The 24476-nt window shown below is 60.9% G+C and carries 18 protein-coding genes; 13 read left to right on the plus strand and 5 right to left on the minus strand.

Annotated features, from left to right (window positions below; translation table 11 throughout):
* Nucleotides 1–258: 258 nt before the first annotated feature.
* Complete coding sequence (locus tag AB4N73_RS19485; RefSeq protein WP_460094559.1) at nt 259–1635, minus strand: L-serine ammonia-lyase; 1377 nt, start codon at nt 1633–1635, stop codon at nt 259–261.
* Between the two features lie 435 nt (nt 1636–2070).
* On the opposite strand from AB4N73_RS19485, the gene AB4N73_RS19490 reads away from it, so the two are divergent.
* The 3 genes from AB4N73_RS19490 (at nt 2071) to choV (ending at nt 5116) form a co-directional block, all read left to right on the plus strand.
* The gene (locus AB4N73_RS19490) at nt 2071–3018 is read left to right on the plus strand and encodes a choline ABC transporter substrate-binding protein (RefSeq protein ID WP_095181365.1); all 948 of its coding nucleotides are present in this window, start codon (nt 2071–2073) and stop codon (nt 3016–3018) included.
* A gap of 77 nt (nt 3019–3095) precedes the next feature.
* Nucleotides 3096–3941 carry a choline ABC transporter permease subunit gene (gene choW / locus AB4N73_RS19495; RefSeq protein ID WP_016772805.1) on the plus strand — a complete coding sequence of 282 codons (846 nt, stop codon included), beginning with the start codon at nt 3096–3098 and terminating at the stop codon, nt 3939–3941.
* Nucleotides 3938–5116 (plus strand): choline ABC transporter ATP-binding protein, encoded by a 1179-nt coding sequence (gene choV, locus AB4N73_RS19500; RefSeq protein WP_016772804.1) that lies wholly within the window; start codon nt 3938–3940, stop codon nt 5114–5116. Before choW ends, choV begins: the two co-directional genes overlap by 4 nt.
* 253 nt (nt 5117–5369) lie before the next feature.
* Here choV and AB4N73_RS19505 read toward each other — a convergent pair whose 3' ends face one another.
* On the minus strand, nt 5370–7310 hold the full coding sequence (locus AB4N73_RS19505; protein WP_223630511.1) for a BCCT family transporter: 1941 nt from the start codon (nt 7308–7310) through the stop codon (nt 5370–5372).
* Between the two features lie 486 nt (nt 7311–7796).
* On the opposite strand from AB4N73_RS19505, the gene betI reads away from it, so the two are divergent.
* The 9 genes from betI (at nt 7797) to yccS (ending at nt 21870) form a co-directional block, all read left to right on the plus strand.
* Nucleotides 7797–8390: a transcriptional regulator BetI gene (betI, locus tag AB4N73_RS19510; protein WP_041476768.1), complete on the plus strand. Its 594-nt coding sequence runs from the start codon at nt 7797–7799 to the stop codon at nt 8388–8390.
* A gap of 88 nt (nt 8391–8478) precedes the next feature.
* On the plus strand, nt 8479–9951 hold the full coding sequence (gene betB, locus AB4N73_RS19515; protein WP_039757620.1) for a betaine-aldehyde dehydrogenase: 1473 nt from the start codon (nt 8479–8481) through the stop codon (nt 9949–9951).
* Between the two features lie 180 nt (nt 9952–10131).
* Nucleotides 10132–11835: a choline dehydrogenase gene (betA, locus tag AB4N73_RS19520; RefSeq protein WP_252868399.1), complete on the plus strand. Its 1704-nt coding sequence runs from the start codon at nt 10132–10134 to the stop codon at nt 11833–11835.
* Nucleotides 11836–12096: 261 nt separating this feature from the next.
* Nucleotides 12097–13539, plus strand: coding sequence for a TldD/PmbA family protein (locus AB4N73_RS19525; RefSeq protein WP_252884949.1), 1443 nt, complete (start codon nt 12097–12099; stop codon nt 13537–13539).
* Nucleotides 13539–14876 (plus strand): TldD/PmbA family protein, encoded by a 1338-nt coding sequence (locus tag AB4N73_RS19530; RefSeq protein WP_056786510.1) that lies wholly within the window; start codon nt 13539–13541, stop codon nt 14874–14876. Before AB4N73_RS19525 ends, AB4N73_RS19530 begins: the two co-directional genes overlap by 1 nt.
* Nucleotides 14877–15020: 144 nt before the next feature.
* The gene (gene mdtD, locus AB4N73_RS19535; protein ID WP_353189024.1) at nt 15021–16448 is read left to right on the plus strand and encodes a multidrug transporter subunit MdtD; all 1428 of its coding nucleotides are present in this window, start codon (nt 15021–15023) and stop codon (nt 16446–16448) included.
* Between the two features lie 329 nt (nt 16449–16777).
* Entirely contained in the window at nt 16778–18115 is a 1338-nt protein-coding gene (gene dbpA, locus AB4N73_RS19540; protein WP_460143598.1) for an ATP-dependent RNA helicase DbpA, read from the plus strand.
* Nucleotides 18116–18268: 153 nt separating this feature from the next.
* Complete coding sequence (locus AB4N73_RS19545; protein ID WP_460142438.1) at nt 18269–19447, plus strand: BaiN/RdsA family NAD(P)/FAD-dependent oxidoreductase; 1179 nt, start codon at nt 18269–18271, stop codon at nt 19445–19447.
* Between the two features lie 230 nt (nt 19448–19677).
* The gene (gene yccS, locus AB4N73_RS19550) at nt 19678–21870 is read left to right on the plus strand and encodes a YccS family putative transporter (RefSeq protein ID WP_095181360.1); all 2193 of its coding nucleotides are present in this window, start codon (nt 19678–19680) and stop codon (nt 21868–21870) included.
* Nucleotides 21871–21981: 111 nt separating this feature from the next.
* Here the strand turns inward: yccS and AB4N73_RS19555 are convergent, their stop codons facing one another.
* On the minus strand, nt 21982–22719 hold the full coding sequence (locus tag AB4N73_RS19555) for a substrate-binding periplasmic protein (protein ID WP_041476775.1): 738 nt from the start codon (nt 22717–22719) through the stop codon (nt 21982–21984).
* A gap of 255 nt (nt 22720–22974) precedes the next feature.
* Between AB4N73_RS19555 and AB4N73_RS19560 the strand changes: the two genes are divergently transcribed.
* On the plus strand, nt 22975–23427 hold the full coding sequence (locus AB4N73_RS19560) for a GNAT family N-acetyltransferase (protein ID WP_150743452.1): 453 nt from the start codon (nt 22975–22977) through the stop codon (nt 23425–23427).
* A gap of 123 nt (nt 23428–23550) precedes the next feature.
* Here AB4N73_RS19560 and AB4N73_RS19565 read toward each other — a convergent pair whose 3' ends face one another.
* Together AB4N73_RS19565 and AB4N73_RS19570 are read right to left on the minus strand one after the other, a co-directional pair.
* Nucleotides 23551–23847 carry a winged helix-turn-helix domain-containing protein gene (locus tag AB4N73_RS19565; RefSeq protein ID WP_016772794.1) on the minus strand — a complete coding sequence of 99 codons (297 nt, stop codon included), beginning with the start codon at nt 23845–23847 and terminating at the stop codon, nt 23551–23553.
* A gap of 100 nt (nt 23848–23947) precedes the next feature.
* Nucleotides 23948–24439, minus strand: coding sequence for a YgjP-like metallopeptidase domain-containing protein (locus tag AB4N73_RS19570; RefSeq protein WP_150743451.1), 492 nt, complete (start codon nt 24437–24439; stop codon nt 23948–23950).
* Nucleotides 24440–24476 lie beyond the last annotated feature (37 nt).

Genomic DNA, 24476 nt, shown 5'->3' on the forward strand with positions numbered 1-24476 from the left:
CCGCAAGCACGGACGACGGACGGTCAGGTAACGACTGACAAGTCACGACTGACAATGACGCTTGTCTGATTGCGACGCGCCAAAAGGTGGCGCGGCTGGATTGGGGTGTTCTTTTGTTGAGCAGTTTTGACTGGTCTGGCGCCTTCGCGAGCAGGCTCGCTCCCACATTGGAATCTGGGGTCCACAAATATTGTGTTCACTGGAGATCTATTGTGGGAGCGAGCCTGCTCGCGAAGCATTCACCCCGGTGTGGCTGGCTCAGCACTCAACAGCACTGACCGCCAAGCCACCGCGCGAAGTTTCCTTATATTTGTCATGCATATCGGCGCCGGTATCACGCATGGTGCGGATCACCCGGTCCAGCGAGATGAAGTGCTGACCGTCGCCACGCAGAGCCATTTGCGCCGCGTTGATGGCTTTCACTGCCGCGATTGCATTGCGCTCGATGCACGGCACCTGCACCAGGCCACCGACCGGATCGCAGGTCAGGCCCAGATTGTGCTCCAGGCCGATTTCCGCCGCGTTGCACAATTGCTCGGGCGTGGCGCCGAGAATCTCCGCCAGCCCTGCCGCCGCCATCGCGCAAGCCGAACCGACCTCGCCCTGGCAACCGACCTCGGCCCCAGAGATCGACGCATTCTTCTTGCACAAAATGCCGACTGCCGCCGCGCCGAGGAAATAGTCGACGACGTTGGCGTCGGTGACCGCTTCGCTGAATTTCATGAAGTAGTGCAGCACCGCCGGGATGATCCCCGCCGCGCCGTTGGTCGGTGCAGTGACCATACGCCCGCCAGCGGCATTCTCTTCATTGACGGCCAGGGCGAACAGGTTGACCCACTCCATGGCGCTCAGGGTCGAGCCGATGACGTTCGGTTTGTTCAGCTCTTGCAGGCTGCGGTGCAACTTCGCCGCACGCCGCCGCACGTTCAAGCCGCCGGGCAGAATGCCTTCGTGCTTGAGGCCCTGCTCGACGCAATCCTGCATCGCCCGCCACAGTTTCATCAGCCCGGCGCGGATCTCTTCTTCGCTGCGCCAGACCTTTTCATTGGCCATCATCAGCTCGGCGACGCGCAGGTTGTGTTTTTTGCACAACTGCAGCAGCTCGACCGCACTGGAGAAATCGTAGGGCAATTCGGTGCGATCCAGATCGACCACACCGCTGGCCGCTTGCGCCTCATCAACGACGAAGCCGCCGCCGACTGAATAGTAGGTGTCACGATGCAGCTCACCGAATTCGCCTTCGGCCACCAGGGTCATGGCGTTGGGATGGAATGGCAGGTTTTCGTCGATCAGGCGCATGTCCCGCGCCCAGATAAACGGCACAGCCAGACGGCCATCCAATAAAAGCGTATGAGTTTCGCGCAGCGCCTGAATGCGCGGGCCGATCTGCGCCGGGTCGATTGCGTCCGGCCACTCGCCCATCAGGCCCATGATCACCGCGTTGTCGCTGCCGTGGCCGATGCCGGTGGCCGACAGCGATCCGAACAACTGCACCTCGATGCGCCGCACCTGCTCCAGTTGATGCTTGCCGCGCAGCGACTCGACAAACAGTGCGGCGGCGCGCATCGGCCCGACGGTGTGGGAACTGGAAGGGCCGATGCCGATTTTGAACAGGTCGAAAACGCTGATAGCCATTGCTGCGAAGCTCCTGAGAATACCGGTCCGGGCTGCAAAAGCGCCCGCTGGCGGAGCTGCTACGCTCAAGCTGCGATCCGCCGAATGCCGGCATCATCGGGCTTTTGTCGGCGCGCACGGCGTCTGACACCGACGCAGTCATGTCCAGCAGCGTCGTCACGTTTTCGCCCCGCAAATACGCCGTTTTTATGCAGTCGAGCAGGTCATCGGGGGCGGAAAAAAGCTGTAAGCGACGTCACCGACACTGGAAGCGACCATCCCTGTACTGGATACGACCCTCCCTGTAGGCGTCAGATTTTCACTGGTACATGATCGGGATGACTCGATTGCAAGGCGCTGCGGTAGAGCTGTCTCAAAAACGCCACCAACCGCAACCCATAAGTGCGGTGGTCCACAGTCGGAACACTGCCAAAAAAAACACCAAGGAGTCCATCCATGAAAGGTTCCCCGTCGTTGTTGTTGGCCGCCCTGCTGAGTCTGCCGTTACTGGCGCAAGCCGCAGAACCGGCACAGTGCAGCCTCGTTAACTTCTCCGATGTCGGCTGGACCGACATCACCGCAACCACCGCCACCACTTCCGTTGTTCTCAACGCCCTCGGCTACAAGACCAAAACCACCATGATCTCCGTGCCCGTGACCTACAAGTCGCTGGCCGACGGCAAGAACATGGACGTGTTTCTCGGTAACTGGATGCCGACCATGGAGAACGACATCAAGCCGTATCGCGATGCCGGCACCGTCGACACCGTGCGCACCAACCTCAAGGGTGCCAAATACACCCTCGCCGTGCCGCAAGCCCTGTATGACAAAGGCCTGCATGACTTCGCCGACATCGCCAAATTCAAGAAAGAACTCGACGGCAAGATCTACGGCATCGAGCCGGGCAACGACGGCAATCGGCTGATCCAGAGCATGATCGACAAGGATGCCTTCGGCCTGAAAACCGCTGGCTTCAAGATCGTCGAATCCTCCGAGGCCGGCATGCTCTCGCAAGTCGACCGGGCGCAGAAGCGCGACACCGCCGTGGTCTTCCTCGGCTGGGCACCGCACCCGATGAACAAGCGCTTCAAGATTCAATACCTGACCGGCGGCGACGACTTCTTCGGCCCCGATTTCGGCGCAGCCACCGTGGCGACCAACACCCGCAAGGGTTACGCCGAAGAATGCAGCAACGTCGGTCAGCTGTTGAAAAACCTGGAGTTCACCGTCGACATGGAAAGTGAACTGATGGGCAACATCCTCGACGACAAGATGAAGCCTGACGCGGCCGCCAAGGCCTGGCTGAAAAAGAATCCACAGGTGCTCGAAACCTGGCTCGCTGGCGTGACCACCATTGACGGTAAACCAGGCCTGGAGGCCGTGAAAGCCAAGCTCGCGCCTTGATTTGAAAGGCACCGCTTATGCCGGGCAGGCGTGCCTGCCCGGGCTGTTAATTTCCTTGCATGCGGACGTTCACTACCATGCTGATTGATCAGAAAATACCTTTAGGCCAGTACATCGCGGGCTTCGTCGAATGGTTGACGCAACACGGCGCCAACACCTTCGACGCAATCGCCGTGACACTGGAAACGATGATCCACGGCGTGACGTTTGCGCTGACCTGGTTCAACCCACTGGTGCTGATTGGCCTGATTGCCATCATTGCCCATCTGATTCAACGCAAGTGGGGCCTGACCGCCTTCGTGGTCGCCTCGTTCCTGCTGATCCTCAACCTGGGGTACTGGCAGGAAACCATGGAAACCCTCGCCCAGGTGCTGTTCGCCACCCTGGTCTGCGTGTTGATCGGCGTGCCGCTGGGCATCGTCGCCGCGCACAAACCGATGTTCTACACCATGATGCGGCCGGTGCTCGATCTGATGCAGACCGTGCCGACCTTCGTTTACCTCATTCCTACCCTGACCCTCTTCGGGCTGGGTGTGGTACCGGGCCTGATCTCCACGGTGGTCTTCGCCATCGCGGCGCCGATCCGCCTGACCTACCTGGGCATCCGTGATGTCCCGCAAGAACTGATGGACGCCGGCAAGGCCTTCGGCTGCTCGCGTCGCCAATTGCTCTCAAGGATCGAACTGCCGCACGCCATGCCGAGCATCGCGGCGGGCATCACCCAGTGCATCATGCTGTCGCTGTCGATGGTGGTGATCGCGGCACTGGTCGGCGCCGACGGACTCGGCAAACCGGTGGTCAACGCACTGAACACTGCTGATATTGCGCTGGGCTTCGAAGCAGGCCTGGCAATCGTACTGCTGGCGATCATGCTCGACCGTATCTGCAAACAACCCGACGCCAAAGTAGGGGGTGACGCATGAGCATAATTCGCTTCGAAGACGTCGACGTAATCTTCTCCAAGGACCCGCGCGAGGCACTCAAGCTGCTCGATCAGGGCATGACCCGCAACGAGATCCTGAAGAAGACCGGGCAGATCGTCGGCGTGGAAAAAGCCACGCTGGACATCAACAAAGGCGAGATCTGCGTGCTGATGGGCCTGTCCGGCTCGGGCAAATCGAGCCTGCTGCGCTGCATCAACGGCCTCAACACCGTGAGCCGCGGCAAGCTGTTCGTCGAGCATGAAAACCGCCAGATCGACATCGCGTCCTGCACGCCCGCCGAGCTGAAAATGATGCGCACCAAGCGCATTGCGATGGTGTTCCAGAAGTTTGCCCTGATGCCCTGGCTGACGGTGCGCGAGAACATCAGTTTCGGCCTGGAGATGCAGGGCCGACCGGAGAAGGAACGCAAGAAACTGGTCGACGAGAAACTCGAACTGGTCGGCCTGACCCAATGGCGCAACAAGAAGCCTGATGAGCTATCCGGCGGCATGCAGCAGCGCGTCGGCCTCGCCCGCGCGCTGGCGATGGACGCCGACATTCTGCTGATGGACGAACCGTTCTCGGCCCTCGACCCGTTGATCCGCCAGGGTCTGCAGGATGAACTGCTGGAACTGCAACGCAAGCTGAGCAAGACCATCGTGTTTGTGAGCCACGACCTCGATGAAGCACTCAAATTGGGTAGCCGCATCGCGATCATGAAGGACGGTCGGATCATCCAGTACAGCGTGCCGGAGGAAATCGTCCTCAACCCGGCGGACGACTATGTGCGCACCTTCGTCGCCCACACCAATCCGCTCAACGTGCTCTGCGGCCGCAGCCTGATGCGCACGCTGGACAAGTGCAAACGCATCAACGGCTCGGTGTGCCTCGATCCGGGCGGCGACTCGTGGCTGGACCTGGCCGAAGGCAACACCATCAAAGGCGCGCGGCAGAACGGCTCGGTGCTGAACCTGCAGAACTGGGCACCGGGGCAAGCGGTGGAAGGCCTGGAGCGCAAACCGACGCTGGTGGACTCGAACATCGGCATGCGTGACGCGCTGCAGATCCGTTATCAGACCGGCAACAAGCTGGTGCTGCACGATAACAATCATGTGGTGGGGATTCTCGGCGACAGCGAGTTGTATCACGCGTTGCTGGGCAAGAATCTGGGGTAACCCCCGCAGACACAAAAACGCCGCGAGACTTTCGCGGCGTTTTTGTTCGTACAGATATTCAACTGCAAACAGAGAACCTGTGGCGAGGGGATTTATCCCCGATGGGGGGCGAAGCGGCCCCAAGTCGTCAATCGCGGTAATTGAGTAAAACCGCGTTTGACGGTTTCAGGGCTGCTTCGCAGCCCAACGGGGATAAATCCCCTCGCCACAATGGTTCAGCGGTGCAGCTGACTGCACCGCTGAATCTCAAGGTTTAGCTATACACCCGGCCAAGAAGCTGCCGATGGCTTTCAAACTGATCGAGCACATCCCGCGTAATCTGCTCCGGGGTGAAGCCCATCAAGTCATAATCCTGACTGCCATTGTGCAGATACACCTCAGCGCGGTAATAACGCTGACGCGCTTCATCGGACTGCGCCGATTCGGTCGGGGTCGCCAGATAACCATCCAGGCTCACTTCGTAAACGAAAGGGTTGCCCTCTTCCATCTCGACCCGCACGCCCATGCAACGCTTGGCCTTGCCCAGCAGCGTCTGCACTTCAATGCCCTGATTGCGCAATTGCGCTGCTGCATCTTCCAGCGCCGGGGTGACGTGCTTGTCCATGAAGCGCTGCACCACCGATTGGCTCGGCTGCAGATCCAGTTGCGTCAGGCGCTCACTGAAACCACGGCGTCCGCGCTCGGCCAGTTGTGCTTGCTCCTGTTCGATCTGCACGTCCTGGCGCATCGCCTTGTGCAGGCCGAACATGAAGCAGATCAGCACCACCGAGAACGGCAGGCCGGCCAGCACCACCATGGTCTGCATGGCTTCGAAGTTGCCAGCGAACAGCAGGCCGATGGTCACCAGGGTGATCACCACCGACCAGAAGATCCGCAGCCAGTGCGGCGCGTCTTCGTCGACGTTGCCGCCCTTGCAGGAAAGATTCGCCATCATCACCGCGCCGGAGTCGGCCGGGGTCAGGAACAGCACGAAGCCGACAAAGATCGACACACCAATCACGACTTTCGACGCCGGATAATGCTCAAGCAACTGATAGATCGCCATCGACGGCTGTTCCAGCGCCGTCTTGCCCAGCTCCACCGCGCCCTGATTCATCACCAGATCCAGCGCCGAGTTGCCGAAGATCGACAGCCACGCCAAGGTGAAGCCCAGCGGAATCAGCAGCACGCCAGCGACCAGTTCACGCACGCTGCGGCCACGGGAGATCCGCGCGATGAACATGCCCACGAATGGCGCCCAGGAAATCCACCAGGCCCAATAGAACAGGGTCCACAGGCCAAGCCAGCGGTCGGACTTGGCGCTGTCGCCTTCATAGACGTACAGGTCGAAGGTCTTCAGCACCACGCCGTTGAGATAGTCGCCAATGTTCTGCACGAAGCCGTTGAGCAGGTGCAGGGTCGGGCCGAACAGCAGGACGAAAATCAGCAGGCCGCTGAACAGCACGATGTTCAGGTTGGACAGACGACGGATGCCGTTTTCCACACCCGACACGGCAGCGATGGTCGCTACTGTGCTCATGACGATGATGACGATCAGCAGGTTGGTGTTGCTGTGCTCCATGCCGAACAGGTTTTCCAGCCCGGACGACACTTGCAGCGAGCCAATCCCCAGATTGGTCACCAGACCCAGCAGGGTCACGAACATGCCGAAGCCATCCACCGCGTGCCCGGCGGCGCCTTTGACCCAACGCTCGCCGACCAGCGGATACAGTGCCGAACGCAACGCCAGCGGCTGGTTATGCCGATAGGCGAAATACGCCACGGCCAGGCCGACCAGTGCGTAGATCGCCCAGCCGTGCAGGCCCCAGTGCAGGAAAGTCAGTTGCACCGCCTGCCGCGCCGCCATATTCGTCGCCGAGGTGCCTTCCGGCGGATTGAAGTAGTGATCCAGCGGCTCGGACGCGCCGAAGTACAACAGCGAAATGCCGATACCCGACGAGAACAGCATCCCCGCCCACGCGCCGTAACTGAAATCCGGGGTGTCGTCCTTGCTGCCCAGTTTGAGTTTGCCGTACGAGGAAAACGCCAGACCGACCACGAACACCAGGTAGGCGGCGATCACCACCATGTAGTACCAGCCGAAGCTGCGCGACAACCAGGCCTGGGCCATGCCCAACATTCTGCCGGCCTCTTGCGGGGCGATGATCAGAATGGCGGTCAACAACAGAATCAGCGCGGTCGAGGTGTAGAACACCCAACCGTTGACCGTCACCTTCTCGGGCGGGGTCTTTATTAGCGAGGCAGAACTCATGGCACAAATGCTCCAGGCAGTGCGAGAGAAGAACACAAGGCATCACGGAACCCGACCAATCGGTTAGTTGGCAGCCGACCGGCGGGTGATATAAAGACACTCCGAAAAAAGCCCGAACCTGCCGAAATGGCGTTGCGTATTCGCTTTCGTGGCCAGAGGCGACGGACGTTCATCCGAAACCTGGCCCCGAGCGTCTTGCCCTTTCAACACGTCCATCGAATCGCGAACCGCGCCATGCCCCACGCAGGTTTCGAGCCGTTTCAGGTGTCGGTTTTTATCGTCATTACACGTAGGAATTTTCTGTAGGCAGCGACGAATTGTCGCAGATCTTATTCTTTGTTGATTGAACGTTCAATCAAAACAAAATAGACTGGCCCTCAATCCGATCGGCGTCATTCGCCTCTCGGAAGGCCTAAGGAGATGTGCAAGATGCCCAAGGTCGGTATGCAACCCATCCGCCGCCAACAATTGATCGAAGCCACTTTGCAAGCGGTCGATCAGGTCGGAATGGGGGACGCCAGCATTGCGCTGATCGCCCGTTTGGCCGGTGTCTCGAATGGCATCATCAGTCATTACTTTCAGGACAAGAACGGCCTGATCGCCGCCACGATGCGGTACCTGATGACCGCCCTCAGCGAGAGCGTCACCGCGCGCCGTCAGGCGCTGGCAGATGACAACCCACGGGCGCATCTGCAGGTGATCATCGAAGGCAACTTCGACGCCAGCCAGGTCAATGGCCCGGCAATGAAAACCTGGCTGGCCTTCTGGGCCACCAGCATGCACCAGCCGTCTTTGCACAGGTTGCAGCGGATCAACGATCACCGTCTGTATTCCAACCTGTGCTGCCAGTTCCGCCGTGTGCTGCCGCTCGAAGATGCACGCAGCGCCGCCCGGGGTCTGGCAGCGTTGATTGACGGCTTGTGGTTGCGCGGCGCGCTGTCGGGAGACGCTTTCGACACCGCGCAGGCGCAACAGATCGCTTACGAATACATGGATTTCCAATTGGCCAAGAAGGTGAGCTAGAGCACACAGAAAATGCTCGGCCCCTGAACTCCACCGCAGCGTCATCGCGGTGGTCAACGCCAACCACCAATGCACTTGCGAGGACACTATGGCCCGTTTCGAACTGCAAAAACTCTACATCGATGGCGCGTACACCGACGCCGGCAGCGACGCCACCTTCGAAGCCATCAACCCGGCGAACGGTGAAGTCCTCGCACTGGTGCAACGTGCGACCAAAGACGACGTCGAGCGCGCCGTGGTCAGCGCCGAAAAGGGCCAGAAAATCTGGGCCGCGATGACCGCCATGGAGCGTTCGCGCATCCTGCGTCGCGCCGTCGACATCCTGCGCGAGCGCAACGATGAGCTGGCTGCGCTGGAAACCCTGGACACCGGCAAATCCTTCTCCGAAACCAAGTACGTCGACATCGTCACCGGCGCTGACGTGCTGGAATACTACGCAGGCCTGGTGCCCGCCATAGAAGGCGAGCAGATTCCGCTGCGTGACACCTCTTTCGTTTACACCCGTCGCGAGCCGCTGGGCGTGGTCGCCGGTATCGGCGCGTGGAACTACCCGATCCAGATCGCGCTGTGGAAATCCGCTCCAGCCCTGGCGGCCGGTAACGCGATGATCTTCAAGCCAAGCGAAGTCACCTCGCTGACCACCCTGAAACTGGCTGAGATCTACACCGAAGCCGGCGTGCCGAACGGCGTGTTCAACGTGCTGACCGGCAGCGGCCGCGAAGTCGGCACCTGGCTGACCGAGCACCCGCGCATCGAGAAAATCTCCTTCACCGGCGGCACCGACACTGGCAAGAAAGTCATGGCCAGCGCTTCGGCTTCGTCGCTCAAAGACGTGACCATGGAACTGGGCGGCAAGTCGCCGCTGATCATCTGCGACGACGCCGACCTCGATCGCGCCGCCGACACGGCGATGATGGCCAACTTCTACAGCTCCGGTCAGGTCTGCACCAACGGCACTCGCGTATTCGTACCGGCGCATCTGAAAGCCGCGTTCGAGGCCAAGATCGTTGAGCGCGTTGCGCGCATCCGCGTCGGCAACCCGGAAGACGAAAACACCAATTTCGGCCCGCTGGTCAGCTTCGCCCACATGGAAAGCGTGCTGGCCTACATCGAAAAAGGTAAGGAACAAGGTGCCCGCGTCCTGTGCGGCGGTGGTCGCCTGACCGACGGCGAATTCGCCAAAGGCGCATTCGTTGCGCCAACCGTGTTCACCGACTGCACCGACGACATGACCATCGTGCGCGAAGAAATCTTCGGCCCGGTGATGGCGATCCTCTCCTACGAAACCGAAGAAGAAGTGATCCGCCGCGCCAACGACACCGACTTCGGCCTGGCCGCCGGTATCGTCACCAAAGACCTGAACCGCGCGCACCGCGTGATCCATCAACTGGAAGCCGGTATCTGCTGGATCAATGCCTGGGGCGAGTCCGACGCAAAAATGCCGGTCGGCGGCTACAAGCAGTCGGGTGTGGGCCGTGAGAACGGGATCAGCTCGCTGAACAACTTCACGCGCATCAAATCGGTACAGGTCGAGCTGGGCGATTACGTTTCGGTGTTCTAAGACCCGAGATTTGCATTGCTCGCGAAGGCCTCTTCGCGGGCAAGCCCGCTCCCACAGGTTTGGAGTCGTCCACCCAATTTGTGGCAGCCCCCAATCCCTGTGGGAGCTGGCTTGCCAGCGATTCGAGTGCACAGCACTCGCCAAGGTCCGACCTGACCACTATCAAAGAGGGTGCATTCAATGTCCCAAGAATTCGATTACATCATCATCGGTGCCGGCTCGGCCGGTAACACTCTGGCCACCCGCCTGACCGAAGACGAAGGCGTCACCGTTCTGCTGCTCGAAGCCGGGGGGCCGGACTACCGCCTCGACTTCCGTACCCAGATGCCCGCCGCGCTGGCGTTCCCGCTGCAGGGTCGTCGCTACAACTGGGCCTACGAAACCGATCCAGAGCCACACATGGACGGTCGCCGGATGGAATGCGGTCGCGGCAAGGGCCTTGGCGGCTCTTCGCTGATCAACGGCATGTGCTACATCCGTGGCAACGCGATGGACTACGACGGCTGGGCGAAACTGCCGGGCCTGGAAGACTGGTCGTACCTCGATTGCCTGCCGTATTTCCGCAAAGCCGAAACCCGCGACATCGGCCCGAACGATTACCACGGTGGCGACGGCCCGGTCAGCGTGACCACGCCGAAAGCCGGCAACAACCCGCTGTTCCACGCCATGGTTGAAGCCGGCGTGCAGGCCGGTTACCCGCGTACCGAAGACCTCAACGGTTACCAGCAGGAAGGCTTCGGCCCGATGGACCGCACCGTGACGCCGAACGGCCGCCGTGCTTCCACCGCGCGTGGCTACCTCGACATCGCCAAAAAACGCTCGACCCTGACGATCGTCACCCACGCCCTGACCGACAAGATTCTGTTCGAAGGCAAGCGCGCGGTCGGCGTGCGTTACCTGATCGGCGACGCTGAAGAACGTGTTGAAGCCAAGGCGCGCAAGGAAGTCCTGCTGTGCTCCGGCGCCATCGCTTCGCCGCAAATTTTGCAGCGCTCCGGTGTCGGCCCGGCGAAACTGCTGGAAAGCCTCGACATCCCGGTGGTCCACGATCTGCCGGGCGTCGGTGAAAACCTGCAGGATCACCTTGAGCTGTACCTGCAATACGCCTGCACCCAACCGGTTTCGCTGTACCCGTCGCTGCTTTGGTACAACCAGCCGGCGATCGGTGCCGAGTGGCTGTTCAACGGCACCGGCATCGGCGCCAGCAACCAGTTCGAGGCCGGCGGTTTCATTCGTTCGCGTCCGGAATTCGAATGGCCGAACATCCAGTACCACTTCCTGCCGGTGGCGATTAACTACAACGGCAGCAACGGCGTGAAAGAACATGGTTTCCAGGCGCACATGGGTTCCATGCGCTCGCCGAGCCGTGGCCGCATCCAGGTCAAATCCAAGGATCCGCGTCAGCACCCGAGCATCCTCTTCAACTACATGGCCACCGAGCAGGACTGGCAGGAATTCCGCGACGGTATTCGCTTGACCCGCGAAATCATGCAGCAACCGGCTCTCGACGCGTTCCGTGGTCGCGAAATCAGCCCGGGCATCGAAGTGCAAACCGATGAGCAGCTCGACAAGTTCATCCGCGAGCACGCCGAAACCGCGTTCCACCCGTCCTGCTCGTGCAAGATGGGCACCGACGAGATGGCCGTGGTCGATGGCGAAGGTCGTGTGCACGGCATGCAGAGCCTGCGCGTGGTCGATGCCTCGATCATGCCGATCATCACCACCGGCAACCTCAACGCGCCGACGATCATGATGGCCGAGAAAATCGCCGACAAGATCCGTGGCCGCAAGCCGCTGCCGCGCAGCACCGCTGCTTATTACGTCGCGAACGGCGCGCCGGTCAAAGGCAAGCCGATGCGGGATATCACCCCGGTTACGCAGTAAGTCGTAGTACCGAGGCGCCGCCTTCGCGAGCAGGCTCGCTCCCACACTGGATCTGTGGCATTCACAAATCCCCTGTGGGAGCGAGCCTGCTCGCGAAGAGGCCCTCACAGCAACACACACTTCCCCGCTGCACAGTAAATCCCCCTACACCCCCTCTTCACTTGATCCTACCCCCACGCAGGCCTACTCTAGACCTCGCACAACCGTTTCACCCCTCCCCGCTGTCGCCATGCCGCTACTCCATTACAAGGAGGTTCCCGAATGTTCGATTTCCACCCCCAGCTCAAGCAGCGCTTTGCTGCCTTGCGCACGGGCGCTGAATTTTTTTCCCTGCGATATGTGCGCGAGTCCGGGCAGTATCTATCGGTGCGCAAGAACGTCGCCGAACCGCCGAGTTTGAGCCGCGATGAAGGGGTGATGCTCACCGTCCGGGTCAATGGCGTCGAAGCCTATGCGGCGACCAATGACCTCTCGCAACAAGGCCTGCAAGCCGCTCTCGAGCGCGCTGAGCAACAGGCCCGCCGGCTCAAGCCGCACGCCTTGCTCGATCTGCGCGAGCAGCCGCTTTCCAGCGATCGCGCTGATTATTTTTCACCCAATCTCGAACAGCCCTTCCCGTCCCTGAGCGAATGCTTCGATCTGCTCGGCGCGGAATCCGCCTCGGTGCCCAAGGATGAGCGCCTGGTCAATTGGCAGGTGAGCATCGGCATCACTAACGTCGAGCAGATCTACCTGAGCAGCGCCGGCGCCGAATTGCGTCAGGCCCAGCGCTTTGTCTATCCGAGCCTCGACGTCACCGCCTACGACGGCAACGACAGCCAGACCCGCAGCCTCGGCCGCGAGAACTTCGGCCAGCAGGGTGGCGCCGATGTCATCAGCCGCTGCGGTCTGGTCGGTGCCGGTCCGCAAGTCGCCGACCAGGCCCTGCAACTGCTGCTCGCGCCGAACACCCCGCAAGGCCGGCGCGACCTGCTGCTGATGCCTGATCAGATGATGCTGCAGATCCACGAGTCCATCGGTCACCCGCTGGAGCTCGACCGCATCCTCGGCGATGAGCGCAATTACGCCGGCACCAGTTTCGTCAAGACCAGCGATTTCGGCAGCCTGCAATACGGCTCGAATTTGCTCAACGTGACTTTCGACCCCGGCATCCCGGAAGAACTCGCCAGCTACGGCCATGACGACGACGGCACCGCGGCGAGCAAACAATTCCTGATTCGCGACGGCCTGTTGCTGCGGCCACTAGGCGGAGCGCTGTCGCAATATCGCGCCGGCCTCGATGGCGTTGCCAACAGCCGCGCCTGCGGTTGGAACCGGCCGCCGATCGACCGCATGGCCAACCTCAACATCGAGCCGGGTGATCAAACGCTGGAGCAGATGATCGGCGGTATCGAGCACGGCATTCTGATGAGCACCAACCGTTCGTGGTCGATCGACGATGCGCGCAACAAATTCCAGTTCGGCTGCGAATGGGGCCAGTTGATCGAGCATGGTGAACTGAAAGGCGTGGTAAAAAACCCCAACTACCGGGCGATTTCCGCGCACTTCTGGAAGAGCCTGCGCGCCGTCGGCGATGCCAGCACCGTCAAGGTGCTGGGCACGCCGAACTGCGGCAAGGGCGAACCGAACCAGGTGATTCGCGTCGGCCATGCTTCGCCGGCCTGCGTATTCAGCAACATTGATGTGTTTGGGGGAGACGCCTGATGAGCATTTCGAAGCGTCAGTCCGACGCCTTCAAGGTCATGGTCAACTGGCTGCGCGACAGCGTGCGCGAGCCGGAACAGTTCACGCTCAGCTACGCCGCCGAAGCCTCGGCGTTCGTGCGCTTCAATCACGCCAAGGTGCGCCAGGCCGGGCAAGTGCAGCAGGCCAACGTCGGCCTGAAACTGATCAACGACGGTCGCCACGCCGACCTGCAGATCACCTTGTCCGGGGATCAGGAAGCCGATCTGCAACGGCTCGCCGAAGGCCTGCAACAATTGCGCGAAACCTTGCCGCTGCTGCCGCAGGACCCGTACTTGCTGCTCAATCACAACAGCTGGCAGAGCACGCACGTACAAGCGCATCCGCTGCCGGACACCGAAGATGTCGTCGGGCAAATCTGCGCCGCCGCTGAAGGTCTCGATCTGGTCGGTTTTTATGCTGCCGGTCCGATCAGCCGTGGCTTTGCCAGCTCCGCTGGCGCGTTCGGCTGGCATGAAGCCAACAGCTTCAATTTCGACTTCAGCCTGTTCCACGAAAACGGTGAAGCGGTGAAGGCCAGCTACGCCGGGCATGACTGGAGCGACGAAGGGTTTGCCCGCCGTTTCGCCCAGGCACGCGAACAGCTTGAGTTTCTCGGCCGACCGTTACGCACCCTGGCACCGGGGCAGTACCGCGCCTATCTGGCACCGGCGGCACTGGAAGAAATCATGGGCATGCTCAGTTGGGGCGGGTTCTCGGCGCAATCGATCGCCAGCAAGAGCAGCCCGTTGCAGAAGCTCTACGTCGGCGATCAGGCGTTCAGCCCGTTGCTGTCGCTGGACGAAAAAGTCAGCGAGTCCCTGAGCCCGGCGTTTTCCGCCGAGGGTTATCCGCGCAGCGATCTGCGTCTGATCATCGAGGGCAAGGCCGGCGATCAACTGGTGGGCTCGCGCAGCGCCGCCGAATATGGTCTGGCGGCGAACGGTGCGGGCGGCGGCGAGATGCCCAGTGCGTTGAACATGGCCGCCGGTGATCTGTCGCAGCAAGAGATCCTCAAGCAGTTGGGCACCGGGCTGTATATCAGCAACCTGTGGTATCTGAACTACTCGGATCAACCGGCGGCGCGCATGACCGGCATGACCCGCTTCGCGACCTTCTGGGTCGAGAACGGCGAAATCCAGGCGCCGGTCAGCACCATGCGCTTCGACGATAGCGCCTACAACCTGCTCGGTTCGCAGTTGGAGGCACTGACCACCGAGCGTGAGCTGCTGCTGTCGGCGAGTACGTACAGCCAGCGCAATACCTCGTCATCGCTGTTGCCCGGGGCGCTGGTCAGCCGACTCACGCTGACGCTGTAAATGCAAAACCTGTGGGAGCGAGCCTGCTCGCGAAAGCGGTAGATCAATCGACATCAATGTTGAATGAAATGGCCTCTTCGCGAGCAGGCTCGCTCCCACACTGACCGCGCTCGACTCTGAATATGCACTGACACAAGAGGTTCCATGCCCAACCGCCCGCCTCTCGACGCCATCACCGCCCGCTGGTTGCCGTGGGTCGTCGCCATTGCGTTCTTCATGCAGTCCCTCGACGGGACCATCCTCAATACCGCGCTGCCGGCCATGGCCAGCGATCTGGCCGAAGACCCGTTGCGCATGCAGGGCGTGATCATCGCCTACATGCTTACCGTGGCCCTGCTGATCCCGGCCTCTGGCTGGATCGCCGACCGCTTCGGCACCAAGAAAATCTTCTTCGGCGCGATTCTGCTGTTCAGCTTGGGCTCGTTGCTATGCGCGTTATCCAGCAGCCTGAGCATGCTCATCGGTGCGCGGGTGATTCAGGGCCTCGGCGGTGCGCTGATGTTGCCGGTCGGGCGGCTGGTGGTGCTGCGTGCGTACCCGCGCTCGGAACTGGTGCGAATCATGGGTTTCATCACCATTCCCGGCCTGCTCGGCCCGCTGATCGGCCCGACCATGGGCGGCTGGATGGTGGAATACGTGACGTGGCACTGGATCTTCCTGATCAATCTGCCGGTCGGGGTGATCGGCTGTTATGCGGTGTGGAAGTTCATTCCCGACCTGCGCGGCACGGAGCGCACCCGCTTCGACAGCCTCGGTTTTCTGCTGTTCGGCGCGGCGATGATCCTCATCACCATCGCCATGGAAGGTCTTGGCGAACTGCACCTGCCGCACCTGCGGGTGATGCTGCTGCTGTTCGCCGGCATGGCCTGTCTGGCGGCGTACTGGCTGCGCGCCGGGCATATCGAGAATCCGCTGTTTGCGCCTTCGCTGTTCAAGACCCGCACGTTCGCCGTGGGCATTCTCGGCAACCTGTTCGCGCGACTGGGCAGCGGTGCTCTGCCATTTCTGGTTCCGCTGCTGTTGCAAGTGGCGTTGGGCTATTCGCCGTCGCAAGCCGGGATGAGCATGTTGCCGCTGGCCGCTGCGGCGATGGTCGCCAAGTGGGTCGCGCGGCCGCTGATCGAACGCCTCGGCTATCGCATCGTGCTCACCGGCAACACCCTGGCGTTGGGGATCATGCTGGCGAGCATGGGTCTGGTCAGCGAACACACGCCGTACTGGCTGCTGCTATGCCTGCTGGCGGTGCTGGGGGCAATCAACTCGCTGCAATTCACCGCGATGAATACGGTGACGCTGATCGACCTCGACGATGCCAGCGCCAGTAGCGGCAACAGTTTGCTGTCGGTGGTCGCGCAATTGTCGCTGAGCCTCGGCGTGGCCTGCGCCGGCGCGCTGCTCGGCGGCTTCACTGCGAAGGTCGGCAACGATGGCGTGGAAACCGTACTCGGTGCGTTCCAACTGACCTTCGTCACGGTCGGCGTGATGGCGATGCTGGCGGCGACGATCTTCTCGCAACTGTCGAAGGAAGACGGGCGCCGGGCGAAACGTCCACAAGAACACATCGAACACTGATTCTGCTGAAGGAGTTCTTTGACTTCTGTGGCGAGGGGATTTATTCCCGCTGGGTTGCGCAGCAGCCCCAAAAAGGTTGGATGCGGTCAGCCTGATGAATCGAGGTGGCAGGTATTGGGGGTGCTGCGCACCCCATCGGGGATAAATCCCCTCGCCACAGATAAATCCCCTCGCCACAGTTAATCCCTGCCTCGGGTTCAATCGCTGTTCGTCCAGAACTGTCGAGGAAACCGGCACGGGGCTGCTACACTGCGCGACATTTTGTTTTGCAGGCCAGTCCCGTGACCACCATCGCCACCGCTTTTAATACTCTGCCGCTGTCCGCCGCCATGCTGGCTAACCTCGAATCACTCGGTTATGCCCAGATGACGCCGATCCAGGCGCAGAGCTTGCCGGTGATCCTCAAGGGGATGGACCTGATCGCCCAGGCCAAGACCGGCAGCGGCAAGACCGCCGCGTTCGGCATCGGCCTGCTCAACCCGATCAACCCGCGCTACTTCGGTTGCCAGGCACTGGTGATCTGCCCGACGCGTGAGCTGGCCGACCAGGTGGCCAAGGAAATCCGTCGTCTGGCCCGTGCCGAAGACAACATCAAGGTCCTGACCCTGTGCGGCGGCGTGTCGTTCGGCCCGCAGATCGCTTCGCTGGAGCACGGCGCGCACATCATCGTCGGCACCCCGGGGCGCATTCAGCAGCATTTGCGCAAGGGTTCGCTGGTGCTCGATGGCCTGAACACGCTGATCCTCGACGAAGCCGACCGCATGCTCGACATGGGCTTCTACGACGCGATCGAAGACATCATCATCAAGACCCCGGAGCGCCGGCAGACTCTGCTGTTCTCCGCGACCTACCCGGTGGGCATCAAGCAACTGGCCTCGAAATTCATGCGCGATCCGCAGACCGTCAAGGCTGAAGCCTTCCACGACGACACGCAGATCGAGCAGCGCTTCTACGAGATCTCGCCGGAAGAGCGCATGAGCGCGGTGACCAAAGTCCTGCACCACTTCCGTCCGGCGTCCTGCGTGGCGTTCTGCTTCACCAAGCAGCAAGTGCAGGAAACCGTCGATCACCTGACCGCCAAAGGCATTTCCGCTGTTGGCCTGCACGGCGATCTGGAACAGCGTGACCGCGATCAGGTGCTGGCAATGTTCGCCAACCGCAGCACCTCGGTGCTGGTTGCCACCGACGTCGCGGCCCGTGGTCTGGATATCGATGCGCTGGACATGGTGATCAACGTCGAGCTGGCGCGCGATTCGGAAATCCACATCCACCGCGTTGGCCGTACCGGTCGTGCCGGCGAGAAAGGCATCGCCATCAGTCTGGTCGCGCCGTCCGAAGCGCATCGTGCGCAAGCCATCGAAAAACTGCAGAAAGCGCCCCTGAACTGGGATCAGATCGACAACCTCAAGTCCCAGGGCCTGGCGCCGCTGCAACCGCCGATGACCACCCTGTGCATCGGCGCTGGCCGCAAAGACAAAGTGCGCCCGGGCGACATTCTTGGCGCACTGACCGGCGAAGCGGGCATTCCCGGCGCGCAGGTTGGCAAAATCGCCATCTTCGATTTCCAGGCCTATGTCGCTGTCGAGCGCACCGTGGCCATGCAGGCCTTGCAGCGCCTGAACGACGGCAAGATCAAGGGCCGCTCGTTGCGCGTACGCATTCTGTAAGCGATCTTCCATCCATAGGAGATCCCCTGTGGGAGCGAGCCTGCTCGCGAATGCAATCTGTCAGTCGACATCATTGTTGAATGACACAACGCTTTCGCGAGCAGGCTCGCTCCCACAGTTTGTTTTGTAGCGACCCACCAAGAGGACACCGTTTTGCGCTCTACCGAAGTCGTGATCATTGGCGCTGGCGCGGCCGGCTTGATGTGTGCCCTGACCGCCGCCGGACGCGGGCGTCAGGTGTTGCTGCTCGACCACGCGAACAAGGCCGGCAAGAAAATCCTCATGTCCGGCGGCGGTCGCTGCAATTTCACCAACATGTACACCGAACCGAGCAATTTCCTCTCGCAGAATCCGCATTTCTGCAAATCGGCGCTGGCGCGTTACACCCAGTGGGATTTCATCGGTCTGGTGGGCAAGCACGGTGTGCCGTACCACGAGAAGAAACTCGGCCAACTGTTTTGCGATAACAAGTCCAGCGACATCCTCGGCATGCTCCTTGATGAATGCGATCAGGCCGGCGTCGAGCTGCACCTGGACACCTCGATCCAGACCATCGAAAAAACCGCCAGTGGTTATCTGCTCGACACCACCCTCGGCCAAGTCCAGTGCCAATCGCTGGTGATCGCCACCGGCGGCCTGTCGATTCCGACCCTGGGCGCTACCGGTTTCGGTTACCAGGTCGCCAAACAGTTCGGCCATGAACTGCTGCCGACCCGCGCCGGGCTGGTGCCGTTCACCATCACCGACCAGCTCAAGGAGTTGTGCACAGAGCTGTCCGGCACCTCGGTGGATTGTCTGGTCAGCTGCAATGACCAGAGCTTTCGCGAGAACATCCTGTTCACCCATCGTGGCCTCAGTGGCCCGGCGATCTTGCAGATCAGTTCGTTCTGGGAGCCCGGCGACACGGTGGAGATCAACCTGCTGCCGGATCACGACGCGGCGAGCTGGTTGCAACAGCAAGTCGCCGAGCGTCCGAACAGCGAGTTGAAAACTTTGCTTGGCGAGATCTTCACCAAGAAGATGGCCAATCTGCTGGCGGACAACTGGTTTGTCTCCAAACCGATGAAGCAGTACACCCACGCCGAACTGGCGGAGATTGCCGAGAAGCTCGGCAGCTGGAAGGTTGTGCCGGCGGGGACTGAAGGCTATCGCACGGCTGAGGTGACCCTGGGCGGCGTCGACACCCGCGAGGTGTCGTCGAAGACCATGGAGTCGCTGAAAAGCCCGGGCCTGTACTTTATTGGGGAAGTGCTCGACGTCACTGGGCATCTGGGCGGCTTCAATTTCCAGTGGGCCTGGGCCTCCGGTTACGCCGCCGCGCAGTACGCTTAACTCAAGGCCAAATACAAAACCCTGTGGGAGCGAGCCTGCTCGCGAATGCGGTGTACCAGTCGACATCAATGTTGAATGACACTCCGCTTTCGCGAGCAGGCTCGCTCCCACAATGGTTTGTGGTGTAAGTAAAAGGAACACTTTTTGCTGTCAGATGTGCTCGGCGCCATTGCGTCGGCGTCATTACTGGCTCAATTTAGCGGCATCGCCTCGGAAGGCCTTCGCACTTCATGTCCTCGACCTCGTTTCGTCAGTCTTTGCGGCGCCTGTGGGCGCTGGATAAATTCAGCTACAGCGTGCGGGTATTCATCGCCCTGACCGGCAGCATGGCGCTGTGCTGGTATCAGGATGAAATGGGCCTGCTGATCCCGTTGTTCCTCGGCATCATCGCCAGCGCCCTGGCCGAGACCGACGACAGTTGGCAGGGTCGTCTCAACGCCCTCGCGGTGACACTGGTGTGTTTCAGCATCGCCGCGCTGTCGGTGGAATTGCTGTTTCCCTACCCGATCATTTTCGCCGTGGCCCTGGCGCTGGCCAGTTTCGGCCTGACCATGCTCGGTGCGCTGGGCGAGCGTTACGGCGCGATCGCTTCGGCGACGCTGATTCTGTCGGTGTACACGATGATCGGCGTTGATCAGCGCGGCGGCGCGGTCACTGATTTCTGGCACGAACCGATGCTGCTGGTCGCTGGCGCGGCGTGGTACGGCCTGCTCTCGGTGCTGTGGCAGGCGCTGTTTTCCAATCAACCGGTGCAGCAGAGTCTGGCGCGGCTGTTCCGCGAGCTGGGCCTTTATCTGAAGCTGAAATCTTCGCTGTTCGAGCCGATCCGGCAGATGGACGTCGAAGCCCGCCGCCTCGAACTGGCGCAGCAGAATGGCCGGGTGGTCGCCGCCCTGAACACGGCCAAGGAAATCATCCTGCATCGGGTCGGCAACGGTCGACCCGGCTCGAAAGTCAGCCGTTATCTGAAGCTGTATTTCCTCGCGCAGGACATTCACGAACGCGCCAGCTCTTCGCACTATCCTTACAACGCGCTGGCCGAAGCGTTCTTCCACAGCGACGTGCTGTTCCGCTGCCAGCGCCTGCTGCGCCAGCAAGGCAAGGCCTGCCGGGCCTTGGCCGAATCGATCCAGATGCGCCAGCCATTCATCTACGACGCCAGTTTCGCCGAAGCCCTGAACGACCTGCATGCCTCCCTCGAACATTTACGCATCCAGAGCAATCCGGCATGGCGCGGCCTGCTGCGCTCGCTGCGCGCCTTGGCGGCCAACCTCGGCACCCTCGACCGACTGCTCAGCGATGCCAGCAACCCCGATGCCCTGGCGGACGCCACCGACAGCAGCCTGCTCGACCGCTCACCGCGTAATCTCAAGGACGTGTGGATTCGCCTGCGTACGCAACTGACGCCGACCTCGCTGCTGTTCCGCCATGCCCTGCGCCTACCGCTGGCACTGAGCATCGGCTACGGCATGGTGCACCTGATCCACCCGTCGCAAGGCTACTGGATCATCCTCACCACGCTGTTCGTCTGCCAGCCGAACTACGGCGCGACCCGGCGCAAACTCGGCCAGCGGATCATCGGCACGGCCATTGGCCTGACGGTGGCCTGGGCGCTGTTCGATCTGTTCCCCAACCCGGTGGTGCAATCGTGCTTCGCCATCGCTGCCGGTGTGGTGTTCTTTACCAACCGCACCACCCGCTACACCCTGGCAACGGCGGCGATCACGATCATGGTGCTGTTCTGCTTCAATCAGGTCGGCGATGGCTACGGGCTGTTCCTGCCACGGCTGTTCGATACCCTGCTGGGCAGCCTGATCGCAGGTCTGGCGGTGTTCCTGTTCCTGCCGGACTGGCAGGGTCGGCGCCTGAACAAAGTGCTGGCCAACACCCTGACCTGCAACAGCATCTACCTGCGCCAGATCATGCAGCAATACGCCGCCGGCAAAAGCGATGACCTCGCTTATCGCCTGGCCCGACGCAACGCCCATAACGCTGACGCGGCGCTGTCGACGACACTGGCGAACATGCTCATGGAGCCGGGGCATTTCCGTAAGGAGGCGGATGTCGGCTTCCGTTTCCTAGTGCTGTCGCACACGTTGCTCAGCTATTTGTCAGGGCTCGGCGCGCACCGTGAAACACAGTTGCCAGCGGAGGTGCGGGAGCATCTGATCGAAGGCGCCGGGGTGAAACTGGCGACCAGCATCGACGAAATCGCTCATGGTTTGGCGAGCAAGCAGCCGATTGCGATTCAGAGTGATGACGAGGAAGCGCTGGCCAATGAGCTGGAACAGATGCCGGATGAAATCGATGAAGGGCAACGGTTGGTGCAGACGCAGCTGGCGCTGATTTGCCGGCAGTTGGGGCCGCTTCGGACGTTGGCGGCGCATTTGATCAAGGACACTGCCGAAATCAGCGGCGCCTGAGACGACGCGTTCGCGAGCAGGCTCGCTCCCACAGGGTATGCATTTCAAATTGTGGGAGCGAGCCTGCTCGCGAAGAGGTCATCAGCCACAAAGAAATTGCCGGATCACCCTTCACATTCCATGCCGCCGCAATAACTTCTCATAAGTCCCGTCAGCCTTCATCGCCTCGATCGCTCGATCAAACCCGGCGACGATCTGCTCATGCTGCGGGTTCTTCAGGCTGACCAGAATATGCAGGCTATTCTCACTCAACGGCTTGGGTAAAAACTCCACCGAATTGCGTACCTTGGCCGATTCCCGTGCCAGGTAATACTTGGCCACGTACTCATCCTCCAGGGTCAGCTTGACCCGGTCCGCCGCGAGCATGCGCACGCCCATGGCGAAGTTGTGCACAGGGACTTTCTGCATCGCCGTATCGGCATCGAAAGGTGCGGAATAGGCGTACCCGCGCACCACGGCAATCGGGTAAGTGTGCAGTTGCTCGAGGTTGCTGTAGTCGATGGGTGCGTCTTTGCGCTTGAGGAAGCGGATGCGGTTGATCAGGTACTCACCGGAAAACTGACCGATCTGCGTGCGTTCGTCGTTGTACCAAGCGTTGACCAGTACGTCGTAACGCCCCTCGCCAATCCCCAGCAATGCTCGCGCCCACGGCACTTGTTCGTAACCGCTGGCATAACCGGCGCGAGCCAGTGCGGTGCTGACAATGTCGGTGGCCAGTCCACCGTTGACCAGTGCATCGTCGGTAAACGGCGGCCAATTATCGAACGCCAGCCGCAGCTTCTGCGCCGCAGCATCCTGGCCCAGCACCAGCAGTCCGATCAAAGCAACGGCTTGAAGCAATCGCAGCATGCTTGAACATCCTCAGCGGGCAACCGCCCGACGTGGTTTCACGTCAAAACCAAAGGCCCCTTACCGGCAAAACCCAAGCATTGAACATTAGCTCATGGGAACCAGTGCGCAGTGCTCTTGAGCAGATTACACAAAGTCTCGGCGGGCGCGAGAAAGGAATGGTGGCATTTTGACCTTTATCACAGACTGTTGCGCCATACAGACATATGGCGCAGCTGCGCTTAGTATCGGGCGACATGGTCAAGGAATCGAAAAATGACAATCGAGTGGATCTGCAAACATCATCGCGATCTGGGCAAAGAGCAGTTGTACGCCTCGTTGAAGCTGCGCTCTGATGTATTCGTGGTCGAACAGAAATGCGCCTACCCGGATCTCGACGGCCAGGATCTGGAGGGCGATACCCATCACCTGATGGGTTGGGAGGATGATCAGTTGATGGCTTACCTGCGCCTGCTGGATCCGGAATCCCAGGGCGGCGACGTGGTGATTGGCCGCGTGGTGACCGCGCCCGCCGGCCGTGGCAAAGGGTTGGGCCACGCGATGATGGAACAGGCGCTGAAGCAGGCCGAAAAGCACTGGCCGCAGGTACCGATCTATCTGTCGGCGCAGGCACACTTGCAGGGGTATTACGGCAGGTACGGGTTTGTCGTGGTGGGTGAGGAATATCTCGAGGATGACATTCCACATATCGGCATGCGTCGTTCTTGAGGGCCTCATCGCTGGCAAGCCAGCTCCCACAGGTTCATCACTCGTTCACGAAAACCGTGTTCGCTGGAGATCCCTGTGGGAGCTGGCTTGCCAGCGATTGCGTCAGTTCAGGCGCCGCAGGAATCAGGGGTATTCCAGCACCGCTTTTATCTGCCGCAAATTGCGCTCGATCCATCCGCGATCAATCGCTCCCCACTCACGAATCCGATAGCGCCCGGCATGATTGCGTGCGCCCTCTTCCTGTTCGAACTCGCAGATGATGTCCAGATCGGCCAGCGCGGCAATCGTGTCCTGCGCCGTGCGTCGCGGCATGCCGGTGACTTCGGTCAGCGTCGGCACACTCGGCGCCAGGCCGCTATCGATGAGATAAGCCACGTACAAACGGCGATAGAAACTGCTTTTGGTCTTGCTTACGTCCATCTAAACACTCCCACCGTTAAAAGATCGCAGCCTTCGGCAGCTCCTACAGAAGATCGCATTTCAACTGCAGGAGCTGCCGAAGGCTGCGATCTTTTGATCTTTACTGCATATCCCGCCACGTCAGGTACACACGCAGATCGAACTCGATCTGGTGATACCCCGGCAGCATGTGCTCGCACAGTTTATAGAACGCCTTGTTGTGATCCGACTCCTTGAAGTGCGCCAGCTCGTGCACCACGATCATCTTCAGAAAATCCGGCGCGGCGTCCTTGAACAGCGCGGCGATGCGAATTTCCTTGCTGGCCTTGAGCTTGCCGCCCTGCACCCGCGAAACCGTGCTGTGCAGGCCGAGCGCGCGGTGGGTCAGGTCGAGGCGGTTGTCGAACAGCACTTTGTCGATGGCCGGCGCATTGCGCATGTACTGCTGCTTGAGATCCAGCGCGTAGCTGTACAAGGCCTTGTCGCTCTGCACGTCGTGTCGCCCTGAATAGCGCTGATTCAGGTATTCACCCAGGCGCCCTTCGGCGATCAGTTGGCGCACCTGATCCTGCAATTGCGCGGGGTAGGCCTGGAGGTACTTCAACACAGTCATGGACAAGCGACGCGGTTCGAAAAAGGTCCGCCAGTGT

Source organism: Pseudomonas sp. S3_B08 (assembly GCF_054667725.1).